General features: G+C 51.2%; 14 protein-coding genes. 8 read left to right on the forward strand and 6 right to left on the reverse strand.

Translation table 11 applies throughout. The annotated features are described in order from the left end of the window. The first annotated feature begins 82 nt into the window (after positions 1-82). Complete coding sequence (locus tag DXV75_RS06950) at positions 83-472, forward strand: GFA family protein (protein WP_115592671.1); 390 nt, start codon at positions 83-85, stop codon at positions 470-472. A gap of 4 nt (positions 473-476) precedes the next feature. On the opposite strand, the gene parC is transcribed toward DXV75_RS06950, so the two are convergent. Then, on the reverse strand, positions 477-2,798 hold the full coding sequence (parC, locus tag DXV75_RS06955) for a DNA topoisomerase IV subunit A (RefSeq protein WP_115592672.1): 2,322 nt from the start codon (positions 2,796-2,798) through the stop codon (positions 477-479). Positions 2,799-2,990: 192 nt separating this feature from the next. Here parC and DXV75_RS06960 point away from each other — a divergent pair, with 192 nt between their 5' ends. After that, positions 2,991-6,119 carry a hybrid sensor histidine kinase/response regulator gene (locus DXV75_RS06960; RefSeq protein ID WP_425451686.1) on the forward strand — a complete coding sequence of 1,043 codons (3,129 nt, stop codon included), beginning with the start codon at positions 2,991-2,993 and terminating at the stop codon, positions 6,117-6,119. A gap of 18 nt (positions 6,120-6,137) precedes the next feature. Here DXV75_RS06960 and DXV75_RS06965 read toward each other — a convergent pair whose 3' ends face one another. Beyond that, complete coding sequence (locus DXV75_RS06965; protein WP_115592674.1) at positions 6,138-6,821, reverse strand: DUF2982 domain-containing protein; 684 nt, start codon at positions 6,819-6,821, stop codon at positions 6,138-6,140. Positions 6,822-7,188: 367 nt separating this feature from the next. Here DXV75_RS06965 and DXV75_RS06970 point away from each other — a divergent pair, with 367 nt between their 5' ends. From DXV75_RS06970 to DXV75_RS06980, 3 genes are read left to right on the forward strand one after another with little or no spacing between them, the layout of a single operon-like run. Further along, entirely contained in the window at positions 7,189-8,214 is a 1,026-nt protein-coding gene (locus DXV75_RS06970) for an aspartate carbamoyltransferase (protein ID WP_115592675.1), read from the forward strand. Next, positions 8,207-9,487 carry a glutamate-1-semialdehyde 2,1-aminomutase gene (gene hemL, locus DXV75_RS06975; protein ID WP_115592676.1) on the forward strand — a complete coding sequence of 427 codons (1,281 nt, stop codon included), beginning with the start codon at positions 8,207-8,209 and terminating at the stop codon, positions 9,485-9,487. Before DXV75_RS06970 ends, hemL begins: the two co-directional genes overlap by 8 nt. 27 nt (positions 9,488-9,514) lie before the next feature. After that, complete coding sequence (locus tag DXV75_RS06980) at positions 9,515-10,606, forward strand: adenylate/guanylate cyclase domain-containing protein (protein WP_115592677.1); 1,092 nt, start codon at positions 9,515-9,517, stop codon at positions 10,604-10,606. Here DXV75_RS06980 and DXV75_RS06985 read toward each other — a convergent pair. Continuing rightward, complete coding sequence (locus DXV75_RS06985; protein ID WP_115592678.1) at positions 10,603-11,520, reverse strand: Dyp-type peroxidase; 918 nt, start codon at positions 11,518-11,520, stop codon at positions 10,603-10,605. The genes DXV75_RS06980 and DXV75_RS06985 overlap by 4 nt on opposite strands. Positions 11,521-11,596: 76 nt before the next feature. Then, a complete protein-coding gene (ggt, locus tag DXV75_RS06990) occupies positions 11,597-13,282 on the reverse strand; it encodes a gamma-glutamyltransferase (RefSeq protein WP_115592679.1) in 1,686 nt (561 codons plus the stop codon). Positions 13,283-13,622: 340 nt separating this feature from the next. Here ggt and DXV75_RS06995 point away from each other — a divergent pair, with 340 nt between their 5' ends. Further along, entirely contained in the window at positions 13,623-14,459 is an 837-nt protein-coding gene (locus tag DXV75_RS06995; RefSeq protein ID WP_115592680.1) for a glycosyltransferase family 2 protein, read from the forward strand. A 243-nt stretch (positions 14,460-14,702) separates the two neighbouring features. Here DXV75_RS06995 and DXV75_RS07000 read toward each other — a convergent pair whose 3' ends face one another. Both DXV75_RS07000 and glnK read right to left on the reverse strand, forming a co-directional pair. Further along, a complete protein-coding gene (locus DXV75_RS07000) occupies positions 14,703-15,950 on the reverse strand; it encodes an ammonium transporter (RefSeq protein ID WP_115592681.1) in 1,248 nt (415 codons plus the stop codon). A 32-nt stretch (positions 15,951-15,982) separates the two neighbouring features. After that, a complete protein-coding gene (glnK, locus tag DXV75_RS07005) occupies positions 15,983-16,321 on the reverse strand; it encodes a P-II family nitrogen regulator (protein WP_115592682.1) in 339 nt (112 codons plus the stop codon). A gap of 583 nt (positions 16,322-16,904) precedes the next feature. Between glnK and DXV75_RS07010 the strand changes: the two genes are divergently transcribed. Beyond that, a complete protein-coding gene (locus DXV75_RS07010) occupies positions 16,905-17,828 on the forward strand; it encodes a DUF808 domain-containing protein (protein WP_115592683.1) in 924 nt (307 codons plus the stop codon). 15 nt (positions 17,829-17,843) lie between these two features. Beyond that, positions 17,844-18,338 (forward strand): DUF1993 family protein, encoded by a 495-nt coding sequence (locus DXV75_RS07015; protein WP_115592684.1) that lies wholly within the window; start codon positions 17,844-17,846, stop codon positions 18,336-18,338. The last annotated feature ends 40 nt before the right edge of the window (positions 18,339-18,378 follow it).

Genomic DNA, 18,378 nt, shown 5'->3' on the forward strand with positions numbered 1-18,378 from the left:
AACCTGAGGGCGCATTTTCCATCCTAATTCATATCAAAAGCTGCTAGTGTAGTTCCCTCTGCAAAGCAACTCATGAAAAGCAATGTCTGAACTTAACTGGTACAAAGGCAGTTGTCACTGCGGCAAGGTCACCTTTGAGGTGGAATGTGAAGAGCAAATTGAAGTGGATGAGTGCAACTGCTCCATCTGTAACAAAAGCGGCTATTTGCACCTGATAGTGCCCAAACGACAGTTTGCGCTGAAAAGCGGGGAAGAAAACCTGACCTGCTACACCTTTAACACGGGTGTGGCCAAACACTATTTTTGCCGGACCTGCGGCATCAAGGCGTTTTACATACCCCGCTCCAACCCCGACGGTTACAGCGTAAATGCGCGCTGCCTGGACCAGCCCGCTCCGGTGTTAAAGGTTGTGCCGTTTGACGGCCAGAACTGGGAACAGAATGCCGCATCACTGGCGCATAAAAGCCAGTGATGCGTTAACCGGGCTGCAAGCCTGCCTCGTCCTCACCAACTGTCGGCTCATCAGCCGTTGCAGTTGCCTTGGCGGGCAATTCAACTTCAATGCTGTCTACCCGTTGCAGGCCACGAGGAAGTTTGTTGCCCCGACGCCCCCTCTCACCCCGATAGTGCTCAAGATCAGACGGGCTCAGCGTCATGCTGCGTTTACCGGCCGATACTTTCACCGACGCGCCTTCCGGTACAACAGCCAGAACTTTCACATACTCCTCGCGGGTCTGGGCTTTGGCAGAAGGAATGCTGAGCAGCTTATTGCCCTTGCCTTTACCCAGGCTGGGTAAATCCCGGATAGGGAACAACAGCATGCGCCCCTCGTTGGAAATTGCCAGACACCAGTCATGGGCAACATCGCTTACCCTCTGAGGAGCAATGGTTTTCGCCGCAGTGGGTAAGGTCAGGTACGCTTTACCAGCTTTGTTTTTGCTGATCATGTCAGCAAAGGAACCGACAAAACCGTAGCCGGCATCAGAGGCTATCAGGTATTTTTGTGACTCCTGCCCCATCAGAACGTGAGCAAACTGTTCGCCGCCAACAATGCTGAAGCGCCCTGTAAGCGGTTCGCCCTGGCTCCTGGCTGAAGGCAAACTATGAGCATCACAGGAAAACGCCCGTCCAGAGGTATCGATAAACACCACCGGCTGGTTGCTGCGCCCGGATGCACTGGCAAGGTACTGGTCACCGGCCTTATAACTCAAAGCTTCAGCGTCAATGTCATGCCCTTTGGCACAACGGGCCCAGCCTTTTTCAGACAACACCACCGTTACTGCTTCACTGGGTACCAGCTCTTTTTCAGACAGCGCTTTGGCCTCTGAACGCTCAACCAGCGGAGAACGACGGTCGTCACCATACTTTTCCGCGTCGTCCAGAATTTCCTTTTTGATCAGAGTTTTCAGACGTCGGTCAGAACCAAGCAACTGTTCCAGCTTTTGCCGTTCCAGCTCCAGGTCATCCTGCTCACCGCGAATTTTCATTTCTTCAAGCTTGGCCAAATGCCGTAACTTCAGTTCCAGAATTGCTTCAGCCTGTTTATCGGTAAGCGCAAAACGGCGAATCAATTCCGCTTTGGGCTCGTCGAAGGTGCGGATGATTTCAATGACTTCATCAATGTTCAAAAAGGCAATCAACAAACCTTCAAGAATATGCAAACGGGCCAGAACCTTGTCGAGGCGATACTGCAGACGCCGGGTAACGGTATCCTTGCGGTATACCAGCCACTCGCTGAGGATGGTTTTGAGATCCTTAACCTGAGGCCGGCCATCGAGACCAATCATGTTCAGGTTAACCCGGTAGCTTTTCTCCAGGTCTGTGGTGGCAAACAAGTGCTGCATCAGTTGCTGAGTATCAACCCGGTTAGAGCGCGGGGTAATTACCAGACGGGTTGGGTTTTCATGATCCGATTCATCACGTAAATCACTGACCATAGGCAACTTTTTCGCCTGCATCTGGCCGGCAATCTGCTCAAGAATTTTTGCACCTGAGGCCTGATGCGGCAACGCTGTGATCACAACATCACCGTTGTCTTCATGGTAGACCGCACGCATTTTTATGGAACCGCGCCCGGTTTCGTATATTTTGGTAATGTCCGCCCGTGGCGTGATGATTTCCGCTTCAGTTGGATAATCCGGCCCCTGCACTTCCGCCAGCAGTTCGCTGAGTTCAACCCGGCTGTTATCCAGCAGCATCGCACAGGCATTGGCCAGTTCACGCACGTTATGTGGCGGTATGTCGGTTGCCATACCCACTGCGATACCGGTAACCCCGTTAAGCAGAATGTGGGGCAAACGCGCCGGTAAAACCTTGGGTTCATTCAGGGTACCATCGAAATTGGGGATCCAGTCCACTGTCCCCTGGCCTAGCTCATTGAGCAAAACCTCACTGAATTTCGACAATCTTGCTTCGGTATAACGCATGGCAGCAAACGATTTCGGATCGTCCGGCGCCCCCCAGTTACCCTGGCCGTCTACCAGCGGATAACGGTAGGAAAACGGTTGCGCCATTAGCACCATTGCCTCATAACAGGCGGAGTCACCGTGAGGGTGAAACTTACCCAAAACGTCCCCGACCGTACGCGCAGACTTCTTGTATTTGGCGCTTGCAGAAAGCCCCAAATCAGACATCGCATAAATAATGCGGCGCTGAACAGGCTTGAGACCGTCACCAATATGTGGCAGGGCCCTGTCCATGATTACGTACATGGAATAATTCAGATAGGCGTCTTCGGTGAAACGTCGTAGCGGAAGTTGTTCCACTCCGTCTCTGTTTATGATTATTTGATCACTCATGGGGCGCTTTTCTTTGTGCGTTTATTACCACTACTTCGTGCATGTCATTGTGGGGCAAAGCGGCAGGCAACGCAATAACCGGATGAATGCGTCTGCCAGGGCCTGAGCCTCAACCCAAAACAGACTTTTGTACATTCTCATAAGTGGTGGTTTAATAGACCATTATTTGAATTCGCTGAAGTTCTGTTCCCTATGCGCTTACCTTTGTTCCAAATGGTTTTATGGCTGGCCGTTTTGCTCATGCCATGGCCGGGTAAAGGACAAACCACCATCCAGTTACTGAACGAGGAAAGCGAGATCAATCTGTCCCGCAACTTTGCCTATTACAAGGAATCCAGCGGCCAGCCATTGACCATCAGCGAAATCCTCAAACGGCGTGACCAGTTCACCTGGAATACCGACGACAACCCGAATTTTGGTTTCCAGCGGCAAGGGCTATGGCTGCGCAACCGGCTGACCAACCTCAGCGAAAAGGAGCACTGGGTATTCAACATTGATTTCAGTCAGCTCGATTATGTCGACTTTTACCTGGTTTCGAATGGCAAAACACTCGCCCAGAGCCATCAGGGCAAACTGCAGACAGAGCAAATATTCCGAACACCAACCTTCCGCGCCGATCTCCCACTCGCAACTTCACTTGAGCTTTATATCCGGGTGGAAAGTCACTCTTCCAGTCTGATTGTTCCTTTGGCCCTGAAACCAGAGACTGCCCACAGCCATGATTCCCAGCTGGATAACATCTTCTGGGGTTTTTTCTACGGCGGATTGTTTATTCTGGCTATCTATAACCTGGTGCTCTACATCGACGTACGGGAACCCAGCCTGCTGGCTTACGTCGGTTATGTTGTGGCCGTGATTGTCTGGCAGTTCATATGGGGTGGGCACATCCAGCTGATCGCAACCCAGGGCCTGCCGGTCTGGATTGCTTCGCACACCGAGTTGATTTTTGTGATCATTGGGATCAGCTCTGGTATTTTTACCATTACCTTTTTGGAAACCCGAGACCACGCCCCCTCAGCACACCCGGTGATTATGGCCCTGCTGACCATTCAGGGAATGCTTGGTGTCGCCTGTCTGGTCGACGCCTTGCCCCCTATATGGAAAAATAACGCCGTTTACGGCGTTGGGATAGCTGCTATTTCCAGTTACATCTATGCCGGGTTTGAAGCCTTTCTGAATCATTTTAAACCGGCCAGATATTTCATTTTTGCCTGGACCATACTGGCAATTGGCGCAGTCAGCGGCATGCTCAGCCTCATAGGCTGGTTACCCTCAAACAAAATTACAACCTACTGTTTTCAGGTGGCGGTGTTTCTGGAAGCCGGGCTGTTTTCAGTTGCACTTATGGAAAAAAGCCGCAGCCAATTGGAAACCGAGGTTGAACAGGCAACCAATGATCTGCGCAATAACATGGAGCTGATTGAAGAACAGAATGCCCGCCTGGACATCGCCCGCAAGGACGCCATCAAAGCCAGCAACGTAAAATCCCAGTTTCTGGCCAACATGAGCCACGAAATTCGAACGCCACTGAACGCGATTCTGGGCTTCAGCCGCGAACTTACCCATTCTTCGTTACCGGCAGATCAGCAGGAGCAGGTTCGCATCATCAACTCTGCCGCCGACAACCTGCTGAGCATTGTTAACGACGTACTCGATTTCTCTAAAATTGAGGCTGGCAAACTGCAGATCAATAACCAGCCATTTTCCCCAAATCAGTTGCTTGAGGAAATGGTGACCATAATGTCCAAATCTTCCCACTCCAAACGATTGGAGTTTGTGTTTGATTTGAGCCCCTTACCCGAAAAACTGATTGGTGACGTATTTCGTATCAAGCAAGTTCTCAACAATCTGCTCAGCAACGCCATCAAGTTTACCTCTTCTGGCACCATTACCCTGGCAGTAAGCGGCAGATCAATGCCTCATGGTATTCATGAACTCAATTTTCGCATCGAAGACACGGGTATCGGCATCAGTCGTCAGGACCGCAAGAAGCTCTTCAACGCATTCTCGCAGGTTGATGATGCCCTCAACCGAAATTACCAGGGCACCGGCCTTGGGTTGGTAATCTGCCGTGAGCTGGTCAGACTGATGCGCGGTGACATGCACCTTAAAAGTTCGCCGGGCATTGGCAGTACATTTACTGTCAGCCTTCGTACCAATCAGCTGAGCCAAAAATACTCACTGGCCCCTGCATCGCAGTGGAACCAAAAGCAGGTGGTGTTATACGACCCAATTCCAGCAACCCGCCGGGCCAGTGCCGGAATGCTCAGGCATCTGGGAGCCAGGGTTACCTCTGTCGAATCACTGGAATTTCTTAAATCCCTGAACATTCGCCCTGAGTACCTGTTTGCGGTAGTTCCGCACAGCCGCCTGAATGAAAGAGACAAGGTACTCAGTGAACTGGTGCAGTTTCCGGCTGAGAAGCGGGTGCTTTGGTACTCCGGCCCGGAACCGTTCAATCAGTACCCCAGTCTGGCACAGCATTTTAATACTCAGATTCGTATGCCATTTACCATCACCAAACTGGATGGATTACTGCATCACCGCGCCCGTGCCAACCGCAACCCCATGCAGGAAAAAATCACCGCCCTGCCAAAAGCCCGGATCCTGGCGGTTGACGATATGGATATGAACCTGAAGCTGCTGCACACCTGGCTTGATAATTCCCCTGTGCGGGTAACTTCCTCGATGAGTGGTCAGGATGCGGTCAACCGATGCCAGACCCAGGAATTCGACTTAATCCTGATGGACGTACAAATGCCAGGCATGGACGGCCTTCAGGCTTCGCGCCTGATCCGGCAGACGCCTCTCAACATGGGCACGCCCATCATAGCCGTCACCGCCCACGCGTTTAAAGAAGAACAGGAGCGCCTGTTGGCATCGGGTATGGACGACTATCTGCCCAAACCCATAGACGTCGGTAATTTACTTGAGCTGATTCGACGCTGGTGCCAGAGTCATGACCACAAAGCCATAGCCCTGCCGACGCTTGACTGGCAACTGGCCCTGAAAAGGTCCAATCACAACCCGGCCGCGTCAAAAGAACTGCTGCAGGATTTCATCAAGCTTCTGCCCACATCCATCGAGATCATAAAGCAGGAGTGGGAGAGCAAGAATTTCGCAGGATTACAGGCCGAAATTCACCGTCTTCACGGCGCAACCTGCTATACCGGCGTACCCAAATTACAGAGTCTGGCGGAAGAGCTGGAAAGTGCCCTTAAGTTGGGACAGCATTTACTGGTTGCAGAACATCTGCCGGCATTCATTCTGGAGGCCGAAATTATCTGCGCCGAGGGCACCAAACATCTGCAGGATATTTGAGGGCCGACACTCTAACCATTATCGGGGGCGGCTTTGTTCGCAGTCTTTAAGCAGCTGGACAAAATCACCAGGGGCACGGTCCAGTTCAACCGAGCTTAAAAACACATCAAATCCCAGTTGCTTACGCAGCTGGGCCATCCGATTGGCCAGCATGGCCCTCACACCGGTAAGTACTTCGCCGTTTTCCAGAACATAACGGCTGTCGTCCAGAAATTCGTTTCCAAAACAGGTGCCGGTTGCACAGCTTTCATCTCGATTTTGCAGCAACAGTGGCCGCTGCTCCATCAACAGGTGAGTTGCCAAGCGAGGGGAGACACTCTGTATAAAGGGAGCGTAGTCTTTCAGCTTGAAGCCAATCGCATCCAGTTCGTTAAAGTCCAGACCTTGACGCACCCGGGGGCAATCAAAACGCTGAAGGTTACTCCAGTCTATCCGCCAGTTCCCCAGCCTGTGACAGTACCGAATTGCTTCCGGCGACAGCTCAATGCTGTAGTCGGGTTCACGCAACTTAAACCAGCCCACCAGGATGGCAACAATTGATGCACTGGTCAGAAAGATACCTGCCAGCACCAGCCATTGCGGCACCGAGGCAATCCAGATAGCCGATGCTGTCAACCCGGCCAGCCCAACCAGCAGGGTTGCAATACCGTTGCGTTTGCTATTGGCCTTGATATAGATATTTTGAGCTTCAGTTCCAGACATATAAATACACGGTTAACATAATAATTGCCCACAGCACATACAGGCGCATACGTCTGCATTGCTGGCAGTCTGTCTTCCACCTTGCTAACAGTGCGGTGAACACTTTGGCAGATTTGTTCGACTGATACATGCTACTACTATTTACGTTATGGCAGGCTTGGCAGTTTACCTCAATTTATACCCGCAAGCCTATTCTCTGTAATGAAGCGTAGCGTCTGCGGAACGCTTCAAGACCAATGATTCTTGCTTGTGTTTTACCGGTGCGCATCGGTAGTCACTCTCATCTAAATAATTCCAGCTCACAAAGCTCTACAGGCGTTCAAGCATTTGCTAAAATACTCAGGTTTACAGTGATTAAGAGTGCCTCATGTCAGAATTTACCGGCAATCACATCCTTTCGGTCAATCAGTTCGACCGCGATGCTATTGACAAAATTTTTTCCGTTGCAGCGTCAATGCAGCCCTACGCTAAGCGACAAAAACGCACTACTGTGCTGGATGGTGCCATACTGGGCAACCTGTTTTTTGAGCCAAGCACCCGTACCCGCGTAAGCTTTGGTACCGCGTTTAATCTGCTTGGCGGGGAAGTGCGTGAGACCACCGGCATGCAATCTTCTGCACTGGCAAAAGGGGAATCATTGTACGACACCGCCCGGGTACTCAGCGGCTATTCCGACATTATTGCCATGCGCCACCCTTCCGCCGGTTCTGTCTCTGAATTTGCAGAAGGCAGCCGGGTTCCGGTGATTAATGGCGGAGACGGTGCCAACGAACACCCGACCCAGGCGCTGCTTGACCTGTTCACCATCAAGCGTGAGTTGGAATACAACGGTAAAGGTGTGGACGGCCTGCACATCGCCATGATCGGCGATCTGCGTTACGGGCGCACCGTACACTCCCTTTCCAAGTTGCTGTGTTTGTACAAGAACATTCATTTTACGCTTATTTCACCACAAGAACTGGCCATGCCCGACTACATTATCGACATCATCGAAAATGCCGGCCATCGCCTGACCATTACCGAACAACTGGAAGGCAATATGGATGCAGACATCTGTTATCAGACCCGCATTCAGGAAGAACGCTTTCCATCTCAGGAAGAAGCCAATAAATATCGCGGCCGCTTTCGACTCAACCAGGCCATATACACCCGCCACTTCCAGTCCAAAACCGTGATCATGCATCCGCTGCCAAGAGATTCACGGATGGAGGCCAACGAACTGGACAACGACCTCAATCTCAACCCCAATCTGGCCATATTCAGACAGACCGACAATGGTGTTCTGGTTAGAATGGCATTATTTGCATTGACACTGGGCGTCGAAGATCTGGTCTCGAAATACGAGCGGGATGTCATTTGGTACAGCCAAAAGAGAAGTGAAATTCATGGATAAATCGCAACAATTGTTTGCCCGCGCCCAACTCAGCATACCTGGTGGCGTGAACTCCCCCGTGCGTGCGTTCAAAGCGGTCGGCGGAACACCACGCTTTATCAGTAAGGCCGATGGGCCTTACATCTGGGATGTGGACGGCAAACAGTACATCGACTACGTGCAGTCCTGGGGTCCGATGGTACTGGGGCACAACAATGATCGAATCCGCAATGCGGTAATCGATGCGGCTCAGAGTGGATTGAGTTTTGGGGCTCCGACAGAAGCGGAAGTCATCATGGCCGAAAAGGTCCGTGAACTGGTTCCGTCAATGGAAATGGTGCGCATGGTCAACTCTGGTACCGAAGCCACCATGTCTGCCATACGTCTTGCCCGCGGTTACACAGGCCGTAACAAACTGGTGAAATTCGAAGGCTGTTACCACGGCCATGCCGACGCCTTGCTGGTGAAAGCCGGCTCTGGTGCACTCACGCTGGGCGTGCCCAGTTCACCAGGCGTACCCGAGGACTTTGCTCGCCACACTCTGACCGTAGAATTCAATAATCTCGACAGTGTGAAAGAAATTTTTGCAGCTCACGGTGATGACATCGCCTGCATCATCGTCGAACCCGTTGCCGGCAATATGAACTGTATTCCTCCGGTTGAAGGGTTTCTTGAAGGATTACGGGCCATCTGCGACGAATATGGCAGTGTTCTGATTTTTGACGAGGTGATGACTGGGTTCCGGGTTTCACGTGGTGGTGCCCAGGAACGCTATAAGATCACTCCGGATCTGACCTGTCTGGGTAAGGTCATCGGCGGCGGCATGCCTGTAGGAGCATTTGGTGGCAAGCGGGAAATTCTTACCCACATTGCCCCCACTGGCCCCATCTACCAGGCCGGAACCCTGTCCGGTAATCCGGTTGCCATGGCTGCCGGGCTGGCAGCACTGGAGCAGTTGTCAGACCAGGGCTTGTATGAGTCCATTTTCGCCAACACCGAGACTCTGGCCAACGGCTTTGCCGACATTGCGACGCGCCACGGCATCCCGATGTCTGTCAATGTGGCAGGAAGCATGTTCGGCCTGTTCTTTACCGACATCGGAAAAGTGACCAACTATCAGCAGGCAATAAATTGCAATACCGAACAGTTCAAGCGCTTTTATCATGGTATGCTGGACGAAGGAGTGTATCTGGCACCAGCCTCCTATGAAGCCGGGTTTGTTTCCAAAGCACACTCCAGTGAGATAATTTCTCAGACTTTGGATGCAGCGGAACGTGTTCTGCGCTCGTTGTAACGCAAGCAGTATGGAAGTAAGCACTACGTGTTAGATGGCATTGGATTATTGCTGATTCTGTTGGTACTGGCCTGCCTTTACGGGATGGTTGTAACCTTCCTGTACCTGCGCGAGCGCCAGCAATCCTCAATAACCGAAGGGCCCGCTGTTTCGGGCGGTCTCCAATTGCCAGTCAGCGTCTCCGAAGCCGAAAAGCAGCGCAGGTTCCAGGAGCGTGCCGACGAAGCGATGCGACTGAGCCAGACTTTCCAGAAATTCGTGCCGCGGCAGTTTGTCGAGCATTTTGCCAAACATGGCAGTGACACATTGGAGCTTGGGCGGGCCGACGAAGACGATGTAGCCATTCTGTTCTGCGACATTCGGGGGTTTACCGGCCTGTCTGAAAGGATGAGGCCGCAGGAATTGATGAACTTTCTCAACTCCTATTTCTTACGCATGAACGCCCCCATTCACCAAAACCGTGGTTTTATCGACAAGTTCATCGGTGACGCCATCATGGCTTTGTTCGACCACCCCGGCGGAACCCATAAGGATAAAGCCACGGATGCCCTGCAGGCAGCACTGGATCTGCGCAAAGCGCTGGATATCTATAACGAACACCGCAGGAACAGTGGGTACAAGGCGATCAACATCGGTATAGGCGTACACTTCGGGCCGGTTATTATCGGCACCGTCGGCTCTGATGATCGCATGGACACAACGGTTATTGGTGACAGCGTTAATATCGCCTACCGTCTTGAAGCATTGGCTCCCAAATACAGCGCCGACATCATTGTCAGTGCCAAGGTACTTGAAACCATCGGAAATGATTTCGACGTTCAGACTCGTCTGCTTGACTGGGTCAGGGTGAAAGGGCGACAGGCCCCGATTGAGATTTACGAAATACTGAGCCATCTTTCTGAACAGGAACAGCAAATGCGTCAGGCCGTAGAGCCCGATATCCGTGCCGGATTGGATTGCCGGCGAAATCAGGACTGGGATGGTGCAATAGAATTTTTTGAACGGGCTCTGTCTCAGAACCCTCAGGACCCGTTACCACAGCATCACCTGCAGGTTTGTCGGAATTTACGCGACACGGCTTTGGATGCCAACTGGGACGGTGCATTACGCACCCTTTAATACTGGGCCTGCTGACGGATAAAGCCAATGGCCGGGGCAAAGAAAGCAGCCCCGGTTTCAGCACAGGTATAATCCAGCCATCGGTCATAATCACCGTCTCCGGTACCAAATATCTGGCTGTGTAACATTGCTTTGAACGGTTGTGCACTGCTGGCGCAACTCACAAACATCAAACCCTGCAAGGCCAAATCACCATACGGCATACCCTGCTTGAGCAAACCAGGCAGTTCATCTCCCTGAGCCACCGCGCTGGCCCGAACACAATGAGAGGAAGCAGATTGCTCCGGACTGGGAAGATTGTGCTCGCGGGTGGTACCCATGATCTGTTCCTGCTGACGGGTCGCGAGACTAAACCAGCGCCTCAGGTCGTGCCGGAATCTCTGCACATGCACATAACTGCCTCCCTGAAATTCCGGTTCTTCATCCGTTACCACTGCCACATCCCTTCGTTTCATACCCCGGGGGTTGTTGGGTGCGTACAGGTAACCATTCAGGTCTCGGCCGTCCAGGTAACGGAATCCGCGCACCTGCTCAACCAGTTCAACGTGCAGGCGCAACAACTCCATGACTTCCATACCAATTGCATGACAGATATCCAGTCGGTCGGCGCGGATCTGAATAAACAGATCGCAGGGGGTAACCGGAGCGCTCCGATCCTCACACTGCATATCAGGAAAAGGGGCCAGCTCAACTGGGATAGGGCCGGGGTACAACTCAGTCCAAAACCCACTGCCGACCGCAATCATACCGGTTACCATAGCCTCGTAATGCTCATTTTCGTAATGATCGAAAATGTCCAGTACTCTGGCCAATTTGGCGCGAACAGCCTGGGTATCGTCGTCTACTACGTTCAGAAACAGGTACTGTGCGTGCAAATTTGGTTCAGCGCATACCCCTTTTTGTGGTTGAGTCATGCTTTTTCTATCCACTGGCCTGTACGGCTATTGTTATTCGGTATGTGAGTAAAAAGGTCTCTGTATTCAGTTTGACCTAATAACCGGCAGCTTGTCCATCACTTCGGCTTTCTGATGCACCAATATAGGTTTTACGGACGCTGTCCCACCTAATCGCCTGATATCCACCGAAAATTCCTACTTTGGGTTGCAATACATGACCGCGTTTTATCAACTCTCGTTGCACAGTGTCATCAAACCCGGATTCAAGCGCTACTGTGCCGCCGCTCGTCATCAGCTCACCGGTAGGGCTGCTGGAGCCGCTGTGCACTATCCGTGGCGCGTCGCCAGCCTCCTGCAGAGTCATCCCAAAATCTATCAGGTTCACAACGATCTGGGCATGCATCTGGGGCTGGGTATCACCGCCCATCACGCCAAAGCTCAACCAGGGTTCATTGTTACGGGTAACAAAAGCGGGAATAATTGTATGAAAAGGGCGCTTTCCCGGTTCATATTCGTTGAAGTGCCCCTCTTCCATGGTAAACAGCTGCCCCCTGTTTTGCAGAACAAACCCCAGACCAGGTGGGGTCATGCCTGAGCCCATGCCTCGATAATTACTCTGTATTAAAGACACCATGTTGCCATGCTTGTCTGCCACAGTAAGGTATATGGTGTCTCCTTCATGAATTCCGGCGTCCACATTTTTTGCTGCCTTGTCCGGGTTAATTAGTGCCTGGCGGGTAGCGGCGTATTGTTTTGAGATCAGCCTCTCAACCGGAATGTCATTGAACGCCGGGTCTGCATAAAATTTTGCCCTGTCTGCAAAAGCCAGCTTTTTAGCCTCAACAAAAGTATGAACGTAGTCTGCCGAACCGTACCCCATCCCTTCAATATCGTAGCGCTCCAGAATATTCAGGATTTGCAACGCCGCAATCCCCTGCCCATTGGGAGGCAATTCCCAGACATCAAACCCTCTGTAATTGCTGGAAACCGGCGCGACCCACTCGGAAGTATGTGTTGCCAAATCCTGATAGTCTAAAAAGCCACCCTGCTGCTTCATATACGCAGCAATGCTGCGGGCAATATCTCCTTTGTAAAAAGCATCTCGCCCACCGGTAGCAATTTTTTCGTAGGTGGTAGCCAAGGCGGGATTTTTGAATATATCGCCCTTACGCGGTGTTTTTCCATCAGGCAAAAAAATCTCAGAAAATCCGTCATAATCTCCCAGGCGCTCAGCATTTACCTGCCAGTAGTGGGCAATCAGCTCAGATACCGGAAAGCCGTTCCGAGCGTAACCGATTGCCGGTGAGAGAAGCTTGGACATCGGCAAAGATCCAAACCTTTCGTGCAGCATAAACCAGCCATCAACAGCGCCCGGTACCGACACAGGCAGAGCACCGAATGACGGGATGTTTGCCAGCCCCTGCTGCGTGAAATCCGACTTTTTCAGTGCTTTTGGAGAGCGTCCTGATGCATTCAGCCCAATCAGTGTTTTTTGTTCGGCGTCCCACACCATCGCAAACAAATCGCCACCGATACCACACCCGGTTGGCTCCACCAGGCCAAGCATGGCATTTGCTGCAATTGCCGCGTCCACCGCTGTTCCACCCTGCTTAAGAATATCCAGCGCAACCTGGGTAGCCAGAGGCTGACTGGTCGCCGCCATACCATGCTGTGCAATCACTTCCGATCGGCTTGCAAATGGCGAGCCCGTGATACGATCATACGCATGCCCATACACAACCCAGCAGCTCAGAAAAATCCCCAGCAAGCCAAATTTCATTTACCTCCCCCCTTAACTGCCCGCCCCCTAGATAAAATAAGTATAGGCAGGTCGTTCCTGTTTCGGCACACTCTTGCTAACTGAAGGCCAGCAGAAAGCTGCGTTTGAGCCGAAAAAATTCTGCTCCTCAAGTCCGATCAGTCAATCAGCGATTGCCAGGCCATCTGTGAACTGGGCTATACTGGTGCGTGAAAACTAAGCATGGTAAAGGCATACCATGTTAAATCTCGCTGTTTTTGGTCAGCTTGCTATTCCGTTGAGCTACCCGGTTTTTTGATTCAACCGGAGCCGTTTGCCGGTAATACAATGCTGCCTAACTGGCGTGGACACAGAGTATGATATGGAAAATCAATTCAGTATCGTGACCATCGTTCACAAACGAACCCAAGCGCTGTCTAGGCTCATCCGGGAGATTGAAAAATCCCGTTTACTTCCCCTGGAAGTAATAGTCGTGTGGATGGGTTCACCCTGTTCCGAATCATTACTCACCTCACCTCACTTCACCATCAAACACAAATTTGTAGCCAACGAACATTTGCCCGTCAGTCGTGCGCGTAATAAAGGGTTTGATTGTTGTAGCGCGACTCGAATTATCTATTTGGAGGTGGATTGTCAGATCCCTTCCCACCTGTTCGACGAGTTACTCAACAAGTTGACTGTGGGGCAGGTAGTGTGCCCCAATGTACACTATCTTGCGTCGACAAAAGAATGTTTGCCCGAACAGGAATTACAGCACACCCCCAAGCTGGTGCCAGGCCATGCAACTGCGCCCACGGATACACCAGTTTCCTTTACTTACTTCCGGACAATGGCCTTCGCCATTCACAAGCGGGACTATCACACCATCGGAGGGTTTGATGAGGAGTTCAGCGGGATAGGTGTTGGTGACATTGACTTTGCAATGCGCTGTAGCCAAAGCGGTCTTACTCTAATCAAAACAGCATCGGTGGTGCTATATCCCGATGCCGGAAAACTCAACCCTGCCATTCTGCATTTGTGTGACATTGTTAACAACGCAGCACGATTTAAGCAAAAATGGGGAAACTACCCGATGGAAAGCTGGCTCAGGGAATTGGTCACTGCCGGGCTTATCAATGACGATTATCCTCACACCGGGCTGAGGGTAAAGCGTATGCCCACCCAGCAGGAGCTTGCGGCCTGCCAGCCTGAAGAATAACCGTTGCCGACCACGCCACTCTGAACGCCCGGAACACAATTCAGTAGATAATCAGCACTTCAAATCCCCTGAGCCGGAAAAGCCTTAAAGCCAACCGGGATCATCAGGTTCCTGGCTCAATATGCAGCTATCACCACAATCCAGACAACGAAAAAAGCCCCGGCAAAGCGGGGCTTAAGGTAAGTGAGTCAGGCATTATTGCTGTTGTTTTATTTGCCTGCTCCGAGTTCAGTCAGGGTTCGATTAAGAACGACCGCCAGTAAAGTCAGGATAGGCTTCCAGACCACACTCGCTGATGTCCACACCATCAAACTCTTCTTCTTCGCTAACACGAACACCGATGATGGCTTTAATTGCCAGCCAAACTACCAGGCTCACCACGAATACCCATCCGAAGATAGTCAGGGCACCGATAAGCTGGCCGCTCAGGCTGGAACCGTCGTTGGTGAAAGGAACCAGGATAAGACCTAACAGACCAACAGTTCCGTGCACAGAGATTGCGCCTACTGGATCGTCAATTTTCAGTTTGTCCAGAGCAACAATGCTGAATACTACCAGTACACCACCCAGAGCACCGAACAGAGTCGCTGTCAGAGGAGTAGGATAGGAAGGTTCTGCAGTGATAGCAACCAGACCAGCCAGAGCACCGTTCAGTGCCATAGTCAGGTCAGCTTTACCGAACATAACACGGGCAAGTACCAGAGCAGCGATACAACCGCCAGCGGCAGCCGCATTGGTGTTCATGAATACCACAGCAACAGCGTTAGCACTCTCAACGGTAGCAGTAGCCAGAACAGAACCACCGTTAAAGCCGAACCAACCCATCCACAGGATAAAAGTACCCAAAGTTGCCAGAGGCAGGTTTGCACCAGGAATGGCGATTACCTTACCGTCAGCAGTGTATTTGCCTTTACGTGGGCCAAGTACCAGCACACCAGCCAAAGCAGCAGCGGCACCAGCCATGTGAACAATACCGGAACCGGCAAAGTCAGAGAAACCCAGGTCACCCAGAGTGTACATACCAAAAACAGCTTCGCCGCCCCAGGTCCATGCACCTTCCATTGGGTAGATGAAACCGGTCATGACAACTGCGAACAACAAGAACGCCCAAAGCTTCATACGCTCAGCAACAGCACCTGAAACGATGGACATTGCAGTTGCTACGAACACAACCTGGAAGAAGAAATCTGCCGATGGAGCATAAGTAGCAGGCTCTTCAGCTACGCCAGTGGCTCCGTCAGCAACGATGCCGTCCAGGAACAGTGTGAAGTCGCCACCACCGTACATGATGCTGTAACCGCAGATCATGTACATGGTACAGGCAATCGCGTACAACGCGATGTTTTTGGTCAGAATTTCAGTGGTGTTTTTTGCGCGAACCAAACCGGCTTCGAGCATGGCAAAACCCGCAGCCATCCACATTACCAGTGCGCCGCAGATCAAAAAGTAAAAGGTATCTAACGCATACCCAAGTTCAAAAGTTATTTCCATTGTGCTTATCTCCGCAAAATTCTCGTAGTGCCTTACAGCGCGTCACCATCTGCTTCACCAGTCCGGATACGGACCGCGTGTTCAAGATCGTAAACAAACACTTTACCGTCGCCGATTTTGCCAGTTTTGGCTGCACCTACGATGGCTTCCACCAGACGTTCAACCTGATCATCCTGAACCGCAATTTCCAGTTTGACCTTAGGCAGGAAATCCACCTGGTATTCCGCTCCGCGGTAGAGTTCTGTGTGTCCTTTTTGACGTCCGAAACCTTTCACTTCGGTGACGGTCAAACCGTCAATACCGATTTCGGAAATGGCTTCACGAACATCATCCAGCTTGAAAGGCTTGATGATTGCTGTGACTAATTTCATGTGTGTTACTCCCAATAGGTAGTTGGTTATATTGTGCATCGAGTGTCTTGCCCACCACTAACACAAGAGCTGTGCCACAAATTTAAACCAATAAAAATCAAAGATTTAATCCATTTAGTTAAAATTTCGTCACAATTTGTCGCACCAATTTCGTGCACTGAGCATTTTTTGCACCGCTTCGGTGCCATGATCGCATTCATTGCATTAATAGTGATGTAAGTTAATGGAAGCTAATAGAAAATTAAGAGACCGTGAACGTACCAGGGCAGGGATTTGCGCAGATATTGTGCCTAACCCGTGGCCTGAAGCCCAAAAAAGCCCCAACCGCAGAACCAGAGCATTACACGGCTGGTTTTGGTCTATTGCGATACACTCAACAGGGTTATTTCTGATCATTAAGCCAGCATCTCGATCTCTGCATCAACCAGCACAAACGAAAAACCAACCCGATCCGCACAGAAAAGAGCTCAGCTCAAAATACTGTGTCGACCGCTATCACACAATGAACTTGTATGCGTTAGCGGCTTGGCATATAACGGCCTTAACATTTATGCTGGTATAAATTAATAAAGGACATTTAATTGTGGCCGCAGCCAATTTACTCGCCTTATTCGACGACATTGCCACTTTGCTGGATGACATCGCGACCATGTCAAAAGTGGCTGCAAAAAAAACGGCAGGGGTACTGGGAGATGATCTGGCCCTCAACGCGGATCAGGTTCAGGGAGTTCGCGCCGAAAGGGAACTCCCGGTAGTCTGGGCCGTTGCCAAAGGCTCATTTCTCAACAAGCTCATACTGGTGCCAGCGGCCTTGCTGATTAGTGCCTTTGTACCCATATTAATTCTGGTCTTGCTGGTTATTGGCGGCCTTTACCTGTGCTTTGAAGGCGCCGAAAAGGTTTTGCACCGTTTTATACCGCCACCGGATGACGAGCACACCCGAGAAATCAGGCTGAACAATCTGGCCACTGAAAACGTTGATATGGTGGCACTGGAAAAAGAAAAAATAAAAGGTGCCATTCGCACCGATTTTATACTTTCTGCTGAAATTATTGTGATAGTGCTCGGCACCGTACAAGAAACCGACCTACTCACCCAACTCGGGGTGCTCAGCGCTGTGAGCGTTGCGATCACTGCCGGAGTCTACGGCATTGTGGCAGGCATTGTTAAAATGGATGACGCAGGCCTTTACCTGCTAAGAAAGTCTGTCAGTGGCTCTTGGAACCGTCTCCAACGCACTTTGGGCCGGGGCTTGCTTATCACCGCCCCCCTGCTGATGAAAACCCTGGCAATTCTGGGCACCATTGCCATGTTTCTGGTTGGTGGCGGGATTCTTACTCACAACATTCCTCTGCTGCACCATTTTAGTGAGTCACTAACCCAGTTAGCGCCTGCGCTGGTCAGCGTACTGCCTGTTATCATTGATGGTATTTTCGGTTTTATTGCCGGGACGCTACTGGTTGGGGTAATGTCGGTAGCCAATCGTTTTCGGCATGCGGCCAATTAGGCATAAGCGCCAACTATGCAGGTGAAAGGCGTTTTTCTGCACTATCTGAATCAGTTAGACAGAATGCTGGCTAAAATTAATCAAAATCACTTTCCGAAATCGTTGAGTGATGACATGTTCTCCCTGGCGGTCAATGCCAGGGTTGCAGCCAATTTTGCTCTCAGGGGCTATTGCCCTCTGATTGGCGAACCCATTCCAAACCTGGACTCTGATACCGCAGCAAAACAGGACATATGTCGGCAGATTCAGGCAACCATTCAGATACTGGAAAGCTGCGCCAATGTAGCATCGCTGGACGACTCGATCCTGATCACGGATAAAGCCGGCTTTACTGAGGTCAGCCTGCCACAAAGCGAGTATGTTTTTCACTACATCGTGCCGAATTTTATTTTTCATATCAGCATGGTGTACGCCATTGCCCGTGCCTCGGGCGTTCCATTAGGTAAAAGCGACTTTGACGGTTACCACCGTTACCCGGCACACTTTCAGTTTGGCAATGGTTCGCAGTAGTCGAATACGAAGTGTGATGCGGCCATTGTCGCAGAGGCAA

The organism is Alteromonas aestuariivivens (assembly GCF_003367475.1).
Taxonomy (GTDB): Bacteria; Pseudomonadota; Gammaproteobacteria; order Enterobacterales; family Alteromonadaceae; genus Alteromonas; species Alteromonas aestuariivivens.